This is a genomic window from Maribacter sp. (assembly GCF_039968975.1).
GTDB lineage: Bacteria > Bacteroidota > Bacteroidia > Flavobacteriales > Flavobacteriaceae > Maribacter.
On the sequence record NZ_JBDVOT010000138.1, the window covers coordinates 1 to 14,744 of the forward strand.

Consider the following 14,744-nt stretch of genomic DNA (forward strand, 5'->3'; position numbering starts at 1 on the left):
GGTACTACTTGACTTATTCAAGTCATTTGGATCGTACAAACTCTTTGCCGAAATAGGAGCGCCATAATGAATTGCAACTTCATCTGGAAAATGGGCTGCATGCTTATAATTGAACCCAACAGGGATTAAAAGAATATCTAATTCTGGATACAATTCAAAACTTCTAAATAGTATTCTCGTGAAACCCTTGCTCAATGGTCTTACTGATCGTCTAAGGTTATGGTTGGCCTCAGGAAATAAAAGCAAAGCATTGCCCTTACTCAAAATTTCAGCACATGAATTAAAAATGGCATCGTTATTAGCTAATTTATCTCTACCATCACGCATTCTATAAATAGGTAGCATTTGAAAATAAGAGAATACACGCTTTAAAAATTTACCTTTAAAAACATCTGATCGTGTTAGAAAGTAGGGCTTTCTATTACAGTCCGTTGCAATTAGCAGCACATCCATCAATGCACTTTGGTGGTTAGGCAAAAACATTACCGGCTTGTCTTTAGGAATTTGCTCTAACCCAGAAACAACTATAGTTTTATGATAACCATACAGACCGGTTTTCATCACAATCTTAACTAAGGAGTACAAAATACCACTCATACTATAGTTTCTTTTGTGACCGATTTTTTATTCCAAAAAGCAGCCAAAATTAAACCCGATACTATATGCCAAACACCCCAAAATGCAGCAAGAAGTGCCATCCCGCCTAATCCGTCAAAAAAAGTAAATATTAATAATAGACCTAAACCAGAATTTTGAATTCCCGTTTCAATGGTTATGGAGCGCAGACTATCTTCTGGAACATTAAACAATCGCCCAAGACTGTATCCTGTAGAAAATGCTATTATGTTATGAAGTAATACAATCCAAAAAACATATAATACATAATCTATAAAAATGACACGGTTATTATACAATGCTATAAATACCAAACATATAAAAAACACCAACGAAACTATCTTTAGTTTTTTTGCAATTTTAAATGCCAACCTTGGTTTTTTATAATTTACGTACATACCCATTAATAATGGCAAGCCCAACAACAGAAAAACTAGTTTGATCATCTCTAAGGGTGATATTAAAATATCTTGAATTAAACCTGCACTAGGCTCATATAACATTGACCAAAAATGAAAATTTAAGGGAGTCATAACAACAGCTAACATAGTAGCAATAGCGGTAAGACTTACAGACAACGCAGTATTAGCATTAGATAAGTAGGATATAAAGTTAGAAATATTGCCACCTGGGCAAGCCGCAACCATGAACATACCTAATGCTATACTTGGTAAAGGCTCAATTGCAAGTACCAATAAAAAGGTCAACGCTGGCAATAGAACAAATTGGCTTGTTAAACCCAACAACAATGCTTTGGGCTTTTGCCATAGTGGTTTAAAATCTGCAACTGAAATCTCTAGAGCTACCCCAAACATAACCAAACTTAAAACAAGGTTCATAATCCAAAGTGAACCCGAATCAAAATTAATATGAATAGTATCTAAAATATTATCAGTCAAAAATTTAAGAAATTTTTAATCCATTTGGCACTTTCATTTGTGGCTGAAGTAGTACCACTGAACTGTTTTCTACAGCCCCCAAGATAAGACATTCACTCATAAAATTGGCAATTTGTTTTTCAGGAAAATTGACGACGGCCGTAACTTGTAGTCCGATAAGGTTTTCTTTTTCATACTTTTCCGTTATTTGGGCAGATGTTTTTTTAATTCCAATTTCATCACCAAAATCAACATGTAACTTATATGATGGATTTCTAGCCTCTGGAAAATCAAGCACATCTATGATAGTACCCACTCTCATGTCAATTTTACTGAAATCTTGCCAAGTAATCGTATCTTTCATTAGCTCAATTTAAGCTTTTCTATCATATCTTTCGGTACATTACCTGCATACATTCCATACGCATCTACCAATAGCCCCTTTTCACCAGTACTAGTTTCAATAACATATAAAATGGTATTATCATCTGGATTACTCATACCTTCAAAGCGATAAAATTTTACCACTTCTAATTCTGTAGCAGAATGTATACTATTTTTGCTCTTATTTTCTACACCAGCATCGCACAAGTTAAAATCTTCAGTGTAACCCTCATCTTGCAGTGCTTTAATTGCTTTCGATAAAGAAATATATGATTTTTCCATTTTTGAAATATTTTAGAGGTTCTTGAATAGCGTAAAGAAAAGACAAGCTTAATATAATCCTTAACTTAGTACCATAAATTATTAGTTGATATGGCAAGAACAGAAAGCAAAATGTTAGCATTGGGCACCGTAGCTCCAGAATTTAGTCTACTAGATACTGTAAGTAAAAAAACCATGAATTTGCACTCTTTAAACGGTCATAAAGGCACGCTAATCATGTTTATCTGTAACCATTGCCCTTTTGTAATTCATGTAAATCCAGAAATCACCAAAATGGCTATTGAATATCAAAAGAAGGGAATTCACTTTATCGCTATTTCAAGCAATGATGTTGAAAACTACCCAGAAGATGGTCCACATTATATGAGGATAAAGGCTAAAGCTGAAAATTACACATTTCCGTATCTATATGACGAAGACCAATCTATTGCAAAAAAATATGATGCTGCTTGTACACCAGACTTTTTTCTTTTTGATGGAGATTTAAAATTAGTGTATCGTGGTCAGCTAGATAATTCTAGACCAGGTAATGGTTTATCGCTAACCGGCAAAGACCTAAGAAATGCAATTGAAAATCTTTTAAAAGATGAAGAAATAGATCCTAATCAAAAACCTAGTATTGGTTGCAATATTAAATGGAAATCTAACAACTAATAATAGTCATAAAATTAACGATGAAGAACCATATTCAGTTTGACCTACTGAAACCTGAACTTTACAATAAATACATTGAAATAGGCACAAACGCTTATAATCAACATTATACACATCTTTGGCCCAATGGCGACACTAGCACCTATATAAAAAATAGTTTTACCAAAAAGGTCTTGCTAGATGAAGAAAAAGACCAGAATACCCTACTATACCTAATAAAGATCGATTCTGCATATGTTGGTTTGTTGAAAATCACTTTACACAAACAAGTACAAGAATATAGCAAAACTGATGCCCTATATCTTGACAAAATCTATATTCTTAATGAATTTTCAGGAAAAGGTATAGGTACAAAAAGTCTACGGTTCGTTAAGAAAATAGCTAATGAACACTCTAAAAAAGTAATCTTTTTGGAATCTATGCAGAAAGGGTTGGCACTACCCTTTTACCTATCAAATTTATTTATAATCGTAGCCAATACTCAAGTACCCTTCAATAATGTTTTAGAAGAGGAAAAACCGATGTACTTATTAAGAAAAAAATTATAAAATCGCTACCAGCCTTTTCGCTCAGCAAGATTTTTTATATGAGTAAAATGATGGTTTCCATGCCATGCATACTTACCTATATTTTTAGCTACAGACACATTAACATTCCCTTCTGGGTGAATATAATTTCTCTTTAAGTCTTCTGGAGTTAACCCTTCGCACATATAAACCAATTTAGCATGTAACGCCGTTAAATAAGAAAGTGAAAGAGTTATAGGTGCTGTTTTAGCATCAATAAGTTCACTCCATAATTTTTCTTTATAAACCTTAACAAGTGGTCTATTCTCTGTCAACGCCCATTTAAAACGGGTATAACTATGGTGATGACTATCTGCTATATGATGAATTACTTGCCTTACCGTCCAGCCACCTTCACGATAGGGCGTTTCTAATTGAGCTTCAGAAAAATCACTAACCAAATCAATTAACCGTTGCGGTAATGTTTCTATCGCAGTTATCCATTGCTTTATATCCTCATCAGAGATATTATCAGGATATGCAAAATGCCCTATCGGGTACCGTAATTTTTCTAAATCTTCCATAAACTAAAAGTAGAAATTTTAATAGACTTTTAACCCAAAAACTTTAGACTTAGCTAATTAATCTACTAATTTTATAGGATATAAAATTAAACACATAAAAATATATCAATATGGCAACAATACGTTTGGGTGACAAAGCACCTAATTTTACGGCAGATAGCTCAATGGGAACCATCAACTTTTACGATTACTTAGGTGATAGTTGGGGAATCTTGTTTTCTCACCCGGCAGATTTTACTCCGGTTTGTACAACAGAATTAGGCACCGCAGCCAAATTCAAAGATGAATTTGACAAGCGCAATGTAAAAATGATAGCACTAAGTGTTGATGGCGCAGCTTCACATGCTGAATGGATAAAAGACATTAACGAAGTACAAAATACAGTAGTAAATTTTCCAATTATTGCAGATGAGGATAAAAAAGTATCTGATTTATATGATATGATTCACCCAAATGCAGACAATAATCTTACGGTTCGTTCTGTATTTATTATTGCACCAGATAAAACTGTGAAACTTACATTAACTTACCCGGCATCTACCGGAAGAAACTTTTACGAGTTATTAAGAGTAGTAGATTCCTTACAACTTACAGCAAATCATAAAGTGGCAACACCAGCAAATTGGGAACATGGCAACGATGTTGTAGTTAGTCCGGCTATATCAACCGATGATGCAAAAGGCATATTTTCAAAAGGAGTTACAGAGGTAAAACCTTATTTAAGAATGACTCCAGACCCTACAGCATAGCCTTAAAAACAAGTTCATACTCAATACATTAGAATAAATTTGTTAACTATAAGATAACCTACAAGATTTTAAGTTTTTTAACAAAAAAAAACTATCTTCGCTCTTTAATTAATATTTAATTTTTCTATTATGAGTAAAGGAACAGTAAAATTCTTCAATGATTCTAAAGGTTACGGATTTATCACTGAAGATGGTTCAAACGAAGATCATTTTGTACACATTTCTGGCTTAATCGATGAAGTTCGTGAAGGTGATGTTGTAGAATTTGAACTACAACAAGGTAAAAAAGGATTAAACGCCGTTAATGTGAAAGTAATTGACTAGGTAAAGATTTAACTTTTTTATAGTTTAAGACCCGGACCAATTGGTTCGGGTTTTTTTATGCTTTATTTTTTTAAAAAAATTGTTCAACCTAACGCAACCTTTTATATAAATACATATCTATTGATTAAACAATAATGGTTCCCCGACCTTAACCATGTATTTATGACCACATTTTTGACCGTATTTTTAGTTTTGATGGTAGTCAACGTTATTTTGCTTTTAGGCAGTTTCGTTACTCGTAAAAAGTAAACATAAAAAAAACACCCATATCTATATGATACAGGTGTTTCATTATTCTTATAAAGTCTTTAGACTTTAACCAACTTTCATTAATTCTACATCAAAAATTAATGTAGCATTTGGTGGTATTACACCTCCTGCACCAGCTGATCCATATGCTAAATCAGAAGGAATTACAAAACGTGCTTTATCACCAACTTGTAATAGAGAAATACCTTCATCCCAACCTGGAATAACCTGACCTATGCCTAATTGAAAATCTATAGGAGAGTTGCGCTTGTAAGATGAGTCAAATACTTGACCATTTAAAAGGGAACCTTCATAGTGTACAGAAACTTTTTCACCTTTAACAGCTTTAGCCCCATCACCTTTCTGAATCATTTTATAACGAAGTCCAGAAGGCGTAGAATCAAATCCTGCTGCTACTTTATCAAGTTCAGCTTCTTGCTGTGCTTTTTCTGCTGCCAATCTTGCTTCACCCGAAGCATTGAAATCTTCAAAGGCTTTTACAGCATCCCACTTCTGTGCAGCATCACCAACTCTAACTATTTCTAAAGATTCAATAACATCATCTTGAGCTATAGCATCTACAACTTCTTGACCAGATTCAACATGACCAAAAATAGTATGCTTATTATCTAACCAAGGTGTTGGTACATGAGTAATAAAAAACTGACTACCATTAGTACCAGGACCAGAGTTGGCCATTGATAGTATACCAGGAGCATCATGCTTTAATTCTGGGTGAAATTCATCATCAAATTTATAACCGGCATCACCAGTTCCTCTACCTTGAGGACAGCCACCTTGAATCATAAAATCTGGAATAACCCTATGAAATTTTAAACCATTGTAATAAGGTTCTCCTTTACCCTTGGCACTATTTTCTTTATCTCCTTCAGCTAAGGCAACAAAGTTACCTACAGTACCAGGTGTTTTATCGTGAGTTAATTTTACTAGTATTTCGCCTTTGTTTGTATTGAACTTGGCGTAAATTCCGTCTTCCATTTTATTTTTTTTAGTATCCGGCAAAGGTAAAGAAATTTAACGGTTTGTACATTTCATCCCCTTCAAAAGCATAAATTGATTCATGAACTATTGTAATCGAAATAACAGGAATTAAAATCCGTACTTATCTACTAGATATATTAAACTTGCCATAGATGCCGCCCCTAATTGAAGCTCTCTTTTATTCACATGCTCAAACGTATCGTTCTCTGCGTGATGGTGGTCAAAATATCGTTGAGAATCTGGTCTTAAACCTGCCAATACCAAACCTTCGTTTTTTAAAGGACCAATGTCAGCTCCACTAAAACCTTTTTCAAAATAATGAACTAAGTACGGTTTAAAAAGACTTTTCCATTCCAGTACTTTCTCAAAATCCTTGTCAGAACTTTCAAAAGTAAATCCGCGAGGAGAAAATCCGCCAGAATCACTTTCTAAAGCAAAAATGTGCTTTTCATTCTTGGCACTTGCAATTTCCGCATACTTTTTACCACCTCTTAAACCATTTTCCTCATTCATAAATAGAACGACCCTTACCGTACGTTTTGGCTTATAACCTGTTTTCTTAAATAAATTTAAGACCTCCATGCTTTGAACACAACCTGCACCATCATCATGAGAACCATCACCTAGATCCCAAGAATCTAAATGACCACCAACAACGATTACCTCTTCTGGATTTGTTGTTCCCCTAATCTCCCCAATAACATTATAAGATTCTACATCATTGAACTGTTTACAATTCTGTTTGAAATAAAATTTAATAGCAGGATTCAATTTTAAAGAAGTACTTAATAATTCTGCAGCATTGGTACTAATTGCCGCAGCAGGAATTCTTTCTGATACCGGCTGCTCTCCGTAATTCATAGACCCCGTATGTGGATAATCGTCTAAACGAAGATTCATTGAACGTACAATTACACCTACAGCACCAAATTCAGAAGCCTCTAAAGCACCGGCATAACGCTGATCTACACAATTAGAATAAGCAGTAAACGTGTTGATTTGGGTAGCGTCCATAGGTTTATTAAAAAACACTATTTTACCCTGAATTTTATCTCTGCCAAGCGCCGCTAGTTGCTCTATACCCTGAACTTCAATAATATTCGCTTTTACACCATTGGGCGAAGTAGCTACAGAACCACCTATAGCACAAATAGGTACATTAGTAGTAGTACCAGGCAATGTTTCAAAATAAGCAAATTCAGGAGTTCCCCTTACCCACTTAGGCACCATAACCGGTTGCAACCAAACTTTATCGACACCTAAAGAATCTAATTGAGCTTTTGTATAATCAACAGCCTGTTGTGCTTGAATAGATCCAGATAGCCGCCCACCAATCTGATTAGACAGGTAGTTTAACCAATCATAACCATCACCTTCTGTTAAAGCAGTGTCATAAAGTTTCTTTATCTGTTCTTCATCCGCATTTTGTGAAATCCCCACATATGCAAAAGCAACAACAAAAAATATAGCTAGTTTACTTTTCACTTTGTAATTGTTCTTCATAGCTGTCTAAATTAGCCATTATTTTTTCGCTCAACATAGGCTCTTTGATATCTTTGTATTTTTTTAACGATTCTAATAGTATAGACGCTACAATTATTCGTGTTGCCTTTTTATTATCTGCAGGCACTGCAAACCATGGTGCATGATCATGAGTGGTTTTAGCAATTGCTTCTTCATAGCAATTTTGATACGTGTCCCACAACTTTCGTTCTTTTAAATCTCCTGGAGAAAATTTCCAATGTTTTTCTTTTAGAGCTAATCTTCTCAATAAACGTTGGCGTTGTTCTTCTTTTGACAGATTCAGAAAAAATTTAAATATTAAGGTCCCATTTTCTGCTAGGTGCCGCTCAAAGTCATTTATTTGTTCAAACCTTTTATCCCAAAATTTTTGATCTATATCTTCAACTGAGTGTATGCCGGGTATATGCTCGTTTAAAATATATTCTGGATGTACCCTTGTCACCAAAACATTTTCATAATGGGTTCTATTGAACACTCCAAACTTACCTTTTGCCGGTAGTACTAAATAATGGCGCCATAGATAATTATGACTTAACTCTAACTCTGTAGGAACTTTAAAGCTATGTACCTCTACCCCACTTACATTAAAATCCTTAAACACCTCACGTATTAAACTATCTTTACCTGCAGTGTCCATACCTTGTAGACAAACAAGAATACTATATTTTCCATGGGCGTAAATGGTATCTTGAAACTCACCAAGTTCTCTTCTAATTTTTGACAATTCTTTTTTAAGCTCTTTATCAGACTTCCCAAAATCTTCAAAAGTCTCATTATCAGCTATTTTAAAATTTTTATTGGTCCTATAATTGTCTACTTTTATTTTATCCATTCTGAAATATAAAATTTAATATTAATGATTACTAATTCGTTATTAAAAGATAAGTAATACATTTCTTACACATTCAGTTAATCGTGATTGATGTGTATTGTATCGAAAATAATATTTTCAACAAGATAAAGCATCTAAATTTATCCGTGTAAGTTCCCAAATCTTACACCTAAAATACCTACTTATGAAGAAAAACATCTTTTTTTTCTGTGCAATCGTACTTCTGTCTCTATCATCATTCGGTATGAACGTTGAGTGTGAATATGCTAATTCTAACATGGGTTATGCCAAATCTCAAATAGACGCTGCACTGCATACACAAGATATAAACCAAGCTCGTTTTTATGCATATAAAGCATTAAGTGCATTAGAAAAATCTAAAAACCAGTTAAATATTTGTGGCTGTAAATTAGCAAAAGAAAGTATGTTAGAAAATATGGAAGTGTTATCACTTGCCACAAAGTCAACTACATTAGAAGGTACACTGAGTTATTTAAATAGATCTATTGAATTAACCAATAATACCATATTAATATTAGAATCTCACGAAACTCACGAAAGTGCATATGATAACGACGCACTTTCTGTAAATACTAATTCTTCTACAACCACTACTTCAACTAAAAAAATCACTAAGAAAAAGGACCTGTTTAAAACTATAGATTCTTCTTTAGAAAAATATCGTATTTCATTAGATAAGGTTGTTCAAAGTGTGAATTGCAAAGACGCCACTGCTTTTGCAACTAAGATTTTTGAGGAATGTGAAGCACAATTATTAAAATCGGATATCTCTGAAGGTAGCAAATATTACAATCTGCGTACTAAAGAGATAACTCAAGAAGCTTTAAATAAAATCGGCGATTGTTCTGCTAAAAAGTAAATAAAAAGTCTACTTACTAGCAAACAATTTTACATCATCTTCTGATACTTCTTGACCACCAAGAATAATCAGTCTTTCAACAACATTTCTTAGTTCTCTAATATTCCCGGTCCAATCATAAGCTTTCAAAAGCTTAATTGCTTTGTCAGAAAAAGTTTTACCTGCCATACCCTGTTCGGCCGCAATCTTTTTAGTAAAATGTTCTATTAATAGAGGTATATCATCTCTTCTATCATTTAAGCTAGGTACCTTTATAAGTATAACCGCTAGTCTGTGGTACAGATCCTCTCTAAAGTTGCCTTCCTCAATTTCCTTCTTTAAATCTTTGTTAGTAGCAGCAAGTACACGAACATCAACTTTTATATCTTTATCTGTACCTACACGCGATATTTTGCTTTCTTGAAGCGCTCTTAACACTTTTGCTTGAGCTGAAAGACTCATATCACCTATTTCATCTAAGAATATAGTTCCTTTATTGGCAGCTTCAAACTTACCGGCTCTATCTTTAACAGCAGATGTAAAAGCTCCCTTTACGTGACCAAAAAGTTCACTTTCTATTAATTCTGATGGTATTGCCGCACAGTTTACTTCAATAAAAGAAGCTGAACTTCTTGTACTCTTTTCATGTAGCCAATGTGCTACTAGTTCTTTACCTGTACCGTTAGACCCCGTTATCAATACACGTGCATCGGTAGGTGCTACTTTCTCAATCATATCTTTGATCGTACCTATTTCGCTACTCTCACCAATCATTTCGTAATTCTTGCTAACTTTTTTCTTTAAGTTCTTATTTTCAACTACCAAAACTTTTCGATCTAAGGCATTTCTAACAGTGGTTAGTAATCTATTTAAATCTGGCGGTTTAGAGATATAATCAAAAGCGCCTATACGCATAGTATTAACGGCAGTATCTAAATCTCCGTGACCAGAAATCATGATGAACGGAATTTCAGGTTTAATTTTTCTAGCAGCCTCTAGTACTTCTACGCCATCCATTTTTGGCATTTTTATATCGCAGAGCACTAAGTCATAGTCATTGTTCTTGATAGTCTCAATACCTTTTAATCCGTCTTCAGCTTCTTCTACGGAGTATGCATCATTTTCTTCGGATAATATTTTAACCAATACCCTTCTAATTGCTGCTTCATCTTCTATTACTAATATCTTTGACATAACTGCTTTTTAAATTCCTATTCTTATTCCTGTTCTAAAATACAGACCAGATGCGTCGTTTAAGGTAAATATATCATCTCTTTCTTCATTTCGTAAAGCGCTATTTTGATAAATAGAACGACCACCTATAAAGTAAACGGACATATCCTTAGTTATTTTATATTGATACCCTAATGTCAATAATAATGCCGTAGAAGAAACATCGGTAGATAAATTATTACCGGGCAACAAAATATCATTCTGGATATTTACATAATACCCATCTAAAAATACCTCAGTCTGAAAGAAATGCCCCTTTTTGGTAAAGTACTTCATACCAGATTTTGGTGCCCCTAAGGTATATGACCAATTTGGGTGAAATCTTTTTTCAAAATACACAAAGGGCAACGGAACATCTATTGGAGAAGTTCCATTATATGAAATACCCAAAACCAACATATATGGCTTATCTACATCCTTCTCATTTTTGTATGCACCCAAGGTGTAATTCATATTAAAATCTTCGTTGTCTAATTCTTGAACAAAATTCGTAGACCATCTAGGCGTAACCACACCAATTAGTCTCCAACTTTCAGTTAATTTGTACATATAAGCCAAATTCACATCTAATACATGAAATTTGCTTAAGTCACCAGAATTTGGAAATAAATCATTTGGAACCTCAAAATTATATCTATTATACTCTGCCCCTAGAACCAAGAAATCTTTCTTGTCACGAACTGCAAGAGGAACATTCAACACCAATTTAATACGTGATGTTTCTACATCGCCGCTATTTTCTGGCATCAACATATATTCTAATCTAAATACATCTGGAGTTTGTGCTTTGACCTTTATAAAAGTAATAAGCAGGAAACATATGAACAGTACAACAAGGTTATGCTTTTTCATTATCCTCTGCGTTTGAAACATTGTTACTCCGAGACACACCTTGTTGAAAAAAATGTACATCTCTTTGAGGGAAAGGAATAGAAATGTTATGCTTTCTAAATTCAGCTTCTAGCATATACCGAACCTCACTTTTAACTCGAGGATCTGCAAAACTGTCCGTAATGTAAAAATTAACGGCAAATATAAGGGCAGAATCACCGAAGTCTTCAAAAATCACAAAGGGTTTAGGACTCTTTAATATTGATTTTTGGGACTTCACTACATCTAAAAGAATATTAGTCACCAATTCAATATCACTACCATATGCCACACCAACGCGTACCAATTCCCTAGTAGTCTTATGATTTTGGGTATAATTGTAAACAATGTCACTAATAAATTTATGATTTGGTATTATAATTACCTTATCATCTCTAGTTATCGCTCTTGTAGTACGTAATTTAATTTCAAAAATTTTACCGACCTTATTATCTATTTCTATAATATCCCCTACTCTTAGAGATTTGTCTACAATGATGAATATACCGCCAATAATATCTTGAAAAATCTCTTGTAATGCCAAACCAAGACCAACAAATAAAGCTGCTGATGCCGTAATTAATATCGTAATATTAATTCCTGCCGCACTCATGGTAAAAAGTATGACTATCACATATACTAAATACTTGATAAACTTGAATATACTGATAAACTTTAATTTATCATCGACCTCCATTTTTCTTGTGAAAAATCTACGAATGGCCTGTAAAATAGTACTGGTAAGTAAAAATGCAACAGTTAACAATAACAGCAGACCTATGGTTATGTCGATAGATTTATCACCTTCACCAAAATGATAGCCTAGGTCTAAAAATTTCTTAATAGTACCCCAAATATCATCCTCAATTATCTCCTTTATCGTTTCCGTACTTTCCTGAATCATGACGAATATTTAAGCCACTTATATAATTCTTTATAGCTTGGTTTTTTACCATACATTAAAATACCTACTCTATAAATTTTTGCAGCTACCCAAACAATACCGATAAAAGTACCTATTAATATTAGAATCGACGTGACCAATTGCCACACAGGCACTCCGCCTTCACCAATACCCCATGGTAAACGCATTAACATTACTATTGGCGACGTCAATGGAAAAAGGGAAAATGCAACAGCTATAGGTCCGTTAGGATTACTAAATACAGAGAAAAATCCAACATAGATAGCCAACATTAAAGGTAAAATTACCGGAAATATAAATTGTTGCGTATCTGTTTCATTATCGACCGCAGCACCAATAGCGGCATAAATAGAACTATATATTAAATACCCTAACAAAAAATAAACAATGAAAAAGAAAAGCATTGCAAAAATGGGCAACTCAAAAATTTCTTGGGTATAAAGTTGAATGTTTTGGGTAAGGGCATCTACATCAACATTTGAAGCTTTTACCATCCCAGGGGACATACCACCACCTTTAGTAAGGCTTGCCGGGTCAATATCAAAAATAGCCAAACCAATAAATAACAAAATTGCCCCAGAAATTATCCAAATTCCAAATTGGGTAATACCTGCAAGAGATGTCCCTATGATTTTACCCATCATTAAATGAAAAGGCTTTACAGATGAAATAATAACTTCAATAATACGGCTAGTCTTCTCTTCTATAACGCTACGCATTACAAAGCCGCCGTAAATAATGATAAACATCATTATTAAATAGCCAAATGCACCACCAATTATTGCTTTGATCTCGTTAATACCTTTAACGTTTTGTAGACCATCAAAAGTTTCGATGTTTATATTATAACTACGATCCATTTCCGCATACTCCTTCGGTGACAACCCCAGTTCTCGCAAGCGTTCTTGACGTAACCGCGTAGTAATAGAATTTTCCAACTTATCAAGTATTGTAGCACTAGGTGCATCTTTACTATAGAAAAAAGCACGTTGAGCAACCTGCTCTAAATTAGTTTCGTTAGGCAAGTAAATAAGACCATAAAAACCTAAGCCCACGGTTGAGTCTTTCGCCTGTTCTAATGTTATATCTTCAAAATTGATGTATGATGTAGCCTCTGAGGTTACAAATTCATTAGCGAAATAATTGCTCTCGTTCAATACACCAATTACCTTTTTCTCAGTGTCGTTCAATTGTGTAAGGTATGCTATCAACAATATCATACCTACCATTAAAATAGGACTCAAAAAGGTCATAACTACGAAAGATTTGTTACGTACCTTGGCTATGTATTCTCTTTTTATTATTAGTGGTAACTTATTCATTATCAATATTTTTATTTTGAATGGTCTTAATAAAAATATCATTGGCAGACGGTATGGTCTCAATAAACCCGTTTACATTTGCCCTAGAACCAAGAAATGACAATATTTCACCCGATTGGTTAGAAGGTAACTGCACTCTAAGATTCAATTGATTTTCTAAACTATCGTAATCTTGTGTAAGGATTTGAAACTTATCTTTCATTTCATGTAGTAACGCTTCTTGATTATTGGTTTCCAAACCTATTTCAAAAATGTTATTCTTGTAAGCTTTTTTAATATCGGACAATTTACCATCCAATATTTTCTCAGATTTATGAATCAATGCTATATACTCGCACAATTCTTCAACAGACTCCATTCTATGTGTTGAGAAAATTATTGAAGTACCGTTTTCTTTAAGACTTAAGATCTGTTCCTTAATGATATTGGCATTTATAGGATCAAAGCCACTAAAAGGCTCATCAAAAATCAACAACTTTGGTTCGTGAAGCACAGTAACCACAAATTGTATTTTTTGTGCCATACCCTTAGAAAGTTCCTGTATTTTCTTATTCCACCAATCGCCAATCTCCAATCTTTCAAACCAATACTTTAATCTCTTTTTTGCTTCAGCCTTAGACAAACCTTTTAGCTGTGCTAAGTATAGTGCCTGCTCACCAACTTTCATGCTTTTATACAGACCGCGTTCTTCTGGCAAATAACCAATTTGTGCAATATGCTCAGACTTCAGTAACTCACCGTCAAAATAGACAGCACCTTTATCTGGAAAAGTGATTTGATTTATAATACGTATCAAGGTGGTTTTACCGGCCCCGTTAGGTCCTAGCAATCCGTAGATACTATTCTTAGGAATTTCAAGGGAAACGTTCTTCAATGCCGTATGGCTTCCAAACTGTTTGGTGACCTCATTAGCTACCAAAATATGACTCATGTACTCAATTTCTACAAAGAT

The 14,744-nt window shown here is 34.0% G+C and carries 18 protein-coding genes; 5 read left to right on the plus strand and 13 right to left on the minus strand.

Annotated features, from left to right (window positions below; genetic code table 11):
- The 4 genes from ABJI11_RS08960 to ABJI11_RS08975 form a co-directional block, all read right to left on the minus strand.
- Nucleotides 1-597, minus strand: a 597-nt coding sequence (locus ABJI11_RS08960) for a lysophospholipid acyltransferase family protein (RefSeq protein WP_348351383.1), incomplete at its 3' end; no start/stop codon positions are given.
- Nucleotides 594-1,514 carry a bile acid:sodium symporter family protein gene (locus ABJI11_RS08965; RefSeq protein ID WP_348351385.1) on the minus strand — a complete coding sequence of 307 codons (921 nt, stop codon included), beginning with the start codon at nt 1,512-1,514 and terminating at the stop codon, nt 594-596. The genes ABJI11_RS08965 and ABJI11_RS08960, both read right to left, overlap by 4 nt.
- 4 nt (nt 1,515-1,518) lie before the next feature.
- Nucleotides 1,519-1,857 (minus strand): tRNA-binding protein, encoded by a 339-nt coding sequence (locus ABJI11_RS08970; protein ID WP_348351387.1) that lies wholly within the window; start codon nt 1,855-1,857, stop codon nt 1,519-1,521.
- Nucleotides 1,857-2,159: a phosphoribosylpyrophosphate synthetase gene (locus tag ABJI11_RS08975; RefSeq protein WP_348351389.1), complete on the minus strand. Its 303-nt coding sequence runs from the start codon at nt 2,157-2,159 to the stop codon at nt 1,857-1,859. The genes ABJI11_RS08970 and ABJI11_RS08975 overlap by 1 nt, the downstream gene beginning before the upstream one ends.
- A gap of 90 nt (nt 2,160-2,249) precedes the next feature.
- On the opposite strand from ABJI11_RS08975, the gene ABJI11_RS08980 reads away from it, so the two are divergent.
- Both ABJI11_RS08980 and ABJI11_RS08985 read left to right on the plus strand, forming a co-directional pair.
- Entirely contained in the window at nt 2,250-2,813 is a 564-nt protein-coding gene (locus tag ABJI11_RS08980; RefSeq protein ID WP_348351391.1) for a thioredoxin family protein, read from the plus strand.
- A gap of 20 nt (nt 2,814-2,833) precedes the next feature.
- A complete protein-coding gene (locus ABJI11_RS08985) occupies nt 2,834-3,361 on the plus strand; it encodes a GNAT family N-acetyltransferase (RefSeq protein ID WP_348351393.1) in 528 nt (175 codons plus the stop codon).
- A gap of 5 nt (nt 3,362-3,366) precedes the next feature.
- Here ABJI11_RS08985 and ABJI11_RS08990 read toward each other — a convergent pair whose 3' ends face one another.
- A complete protein-coding gene (locus ABJI11_RS08990; RefSeq protein ID WP_348351395.1) occupies nt 3,367-3,903 on the minus strand; it encodes a YfiT family bacillithiol transferase in 537 nt (178 codons plus the stop codon).
- Nucleotides 3,904-4,013: 110 nt separating this feature from the next.
- Here ABJI11_RS08990 and ABJI11_RS08995 point away from each other — a divergent pair, with 110 nt between their 5' ends.
- Together ABJI11_RS08995 and ABJI11_RS09000 are read left to right on the plus strand one after the other, a co-directional pair.
- Nucleotides 4,014-4,652 (plus strand): peroxiredoxin, encoded by a 639-nt coding sequence (locus ABJI11_RS08995; protein WP_276492293.1) that lies wholly within the window; start codon nt 4,014-4,016, stop codon nt 4,650-4,652.
- Nucleotides 4,653-4,781: 129 nt separating this feature from the next.
- A complete protein-coding gene (locus ABJI11_RS09000) occupies nt 4,782-4,976 on the plus strand; it encodes a cold-shock protein (RefSeq protein ID WP_027064347.1) in 195 nt (64 codons plus the stop codon).
- Nucleotides 4,977-5,291: 315 nt separating this feature from the next.
- Here the strand turns inward: ABJI11_RS09000 and ABJI11_RS09005 are convergent, their stop codons facing one another.
- The 3 genes from ABJI11_RS09005 to ABJI11_RS09015 all read right to left on the minus strand — a co-directional run bounded on the left by ABJI11_RS09005 (nt 5,292) and on the right by ABJI11_RS09015 (nt 8,583).
- On the minus strand, nt 5,292-6,224 hold the full coding sequence (locus tag ABJI11_RS09005) for a peptidylprolyl isomerase (protein ID WP_348351397.1): 933 nt from the start codon (nt 6,222-6,224) through the stop codon (nt 5,292-5,294).
- A gap of 111 nt (nt 6,225-6,335) precedes the next feature.
- Complete coding sequence (locus ABJI11_RS09010; protein ID WP_348351399.1) at nt 6,336-7,730, minus strand: M20/M25/M40 family metallo-hydrolase; 1,395 nt, start codon at nt 7,728-7,730, stop codon at nt 6,336-6,338.
- Nucleotides 7,702-8,583, minus strand: coding sequence for a PPK2 family polyphosphate kinase (locus ABJI11_RS09015; RefSeq protein WP_348351401.1), 882 nt, complete (start codon nt 8,581-8,583; stop codon nt 7,702-7,704). The genes ABJI11_RS09010 and ABJI11_RS09015 overlap by 29 nt, the downstream gene beginning before the upstream one ends.
- 244 nt (nt 8,584-8,827) lie before the next feature.
- On the opposite strand from ABJI11_RS09015, the gene ABJI11_RS09020 reads away from it, so the two are divergent.
- Nucleotides 8,828-9,463: a hypothetical protein gene (locus ABJI11_RS09020; protein ID WP_348351403.1), complete on the plus strand. Its 636-nt coding sequence runs from the start codon at nt 8,828-8,830 to the stop codon at nt 9,461-9,463.
- A 9-nt stretch (nt 9,464-9,472) separates the two neighbouring features.
- Here ABJI11_RS09020 and ABJI11_RS09025 read toward each other — a convergent pair whose 3' ends face one another.
- Genes ABJI11_RS09025 through ABJI11_RS09045 form a run of 5 tightly spaced genes read right to left on the minus strand, consistent with a single transcriptional unit; the run spans nt 9,473 to nt 14,723 of the window.
- Nucleotides 9,473-10,636, minus strand: coding sequence for a sigma-54 dependent transcriptional regulator (locus ABJI11_RS09025; RefSeq protein WP_348351405.1), 1,164 nt, complete (start codon nt 10,634-10,636; stop codon nt 9,473-9,475).
- A 9-nt stretch (nt 10,637-10,645) separates the two neighbouring features.
- The gene (locus ABJI11_RS09030) at nt 10,646-11,527 is read right to left on the minus strand and encodes a DUF6268 family outer membrane beta-barrel protein (protein ID WP_348351407.1); all 882 of its coding nucleotides are present in this window, start codon (nt 11,525-11,527) and stop codon (nt 10,646-10,648) included.
- Nucleotides 11,514-12,449 carry a mechanosensitive ion channel domain-containing protein gene (locus ABJI11_RS09035; protein WP_348351409.1) on the minus strand — a complete coding sequence of 312 codons (936 nt, stop codon included), beginning with the start codon at nt 12,447-12,449 and terminating at the stop codon, nt 11,514-11,516. Before ABJI11_RS09035 ends, ABJI11_RS09030 begins: the two co-directional genes overlap by 14 nt.
- Nucleotides 12,446-13,792, minus strand: a complete 1,347-nt coding sequence (locus tag ABJI11_RS09040; protein WP_348351411.1) for an ABC transporter permease — start codon at nt 13,790-13,792, stop codon at nt 12,446-12,448. Before ABJI11_RS09040 ends, ABJI11_RS09035 begins: the two co-directional genes overlap by 4 nt.
- A complete protein-coding gene (locus ABJI11_RS09045) occupies nt 13,785-14,723 on the minus strand; it encodes an ATP-binding cassette domain-containing protein (protein WP_276492284.1) in 939 nt (312 codons plus the stop codon). The genes ABJI11_RS09040 and ABJI11_RS09045 overlap by 8 nt, the downstream gene beginning before the upstream one ends.
- Nucleotides 14,724-14,744: the final 21 nt, after the last annotated feature.

Bases quoted from the DNA above. Each gene is read 5' to 3' on its own strand.
- ABJI11_RS08970 (WP_348351387.1), bottom strand. From the start codon at position 1,857: ATGAAAGATACGATTACTTGGCAAGATTTCAGTAAAATTGACATGAGA.
- ABJI11_RS08975 (WP_348351389.1), bottom strand. From the start codon at position 2,159: ATGGAAAAATCATATATTTCTTTATCGAAAGCAATTAAAGCACTGCAA.
- ABJI11_RS08980 (WP_348351391.1), top strand. From the start codon at position 2,250: ATGGCAAGAACAGAAAGCAAAATGTTAGCATTGGGCACCGTAGCTCCA.
- ABJI11_RS08985 (WP_348351393.1), top strand. From the start codon at position 2,834: ATGAAGAACCATATTCAGTTTGACCTACTGAAACCTGAACTTTACAAT.
- ABJI11_RS08990 (WP_348351395.1), bottom strand. From the start codon at position 3,903: ATGGAAGATTTAGAAAAATTACGGTACCCGATAGGGCATTTTGCATAT.
- ABJI11_RS08995 (WP_276492293.1), top strand. From the start codon at position 4,014: ATGGCAACAATACGTTTGGGTGACAAAGCACCTAATTTTACGGCAGAT.
- ABJI11_RS09000 (WP_027064347.1), top strand. From the start codon at position 4,782: ATGAGTAAAGGAACAGTAAAATTCTTCAATGATTCTAAAGGTTACGGA.
- ABJI11_RS09005 (WP_348351397.1), bottom strand. From the start codon at position 6,224: ATGGAAGACGGAATTTACGCCAAGTTCAATACAAACAAAGGCGAAATA.
- ABJI11_RS09010 (WP_348351399.1), bottom strand. From the start codon at position 7,730: ATGAAGAACAATTACAAAGTGAAAAGTAAACTAGCTATATTTTTTGTT.
- ABJI11_RS09015 (WP_348351401.1), bottom strand. From the start codon at position 8,583: ATGGATAAAATAAAAGTAGACAATTATAGGACCAATAAAAATTTTAAA.
- ABJI11_RS09020 (WP_348351403.1), top strand. From the start codon at position 8,828: ATGAACGTTGAGTGTGAATATGCTAATTCTAACATGGGTTATGCCAAA.
- ABJI11_RS09025 (WP_348351405.1), bottom strand. From the start codon at position 10,636: ATGTCAAAGATATTAGTAATAGAAGATGAAGCAGCAATTAGAAGGGTA.
- ABJI11_RS09030 (WP_348351407.1), bottom strand. From the start codon at position 11,527: ATGAAAAAGCATAACCTTGTTGTACTGTTCATATGTTTCCTGCTTATT.
- ABJI11_RS09035 (WP_348351409.1), bottom strand. From the start codon at position 12,449: ATGATTCAGGAAAGTACGGAAACGATAAAGGAGATAATTGAGGATGAT.
- ABJI11_RS09040 (WP_348351411.1), bottom strand. From the start codon at position 13,792: ATGAATAAGTTACCACTAATAATAAAAAGAGAATACATAGCCAAGGTA.
- ABJI11_RS09045 (WP_276492284.1), bottom strand. From the start codon at position 14,723: ATGAGTCATATTTTGGTAGCTAATGAGGTCACCAAACAGTTTGGAAGC.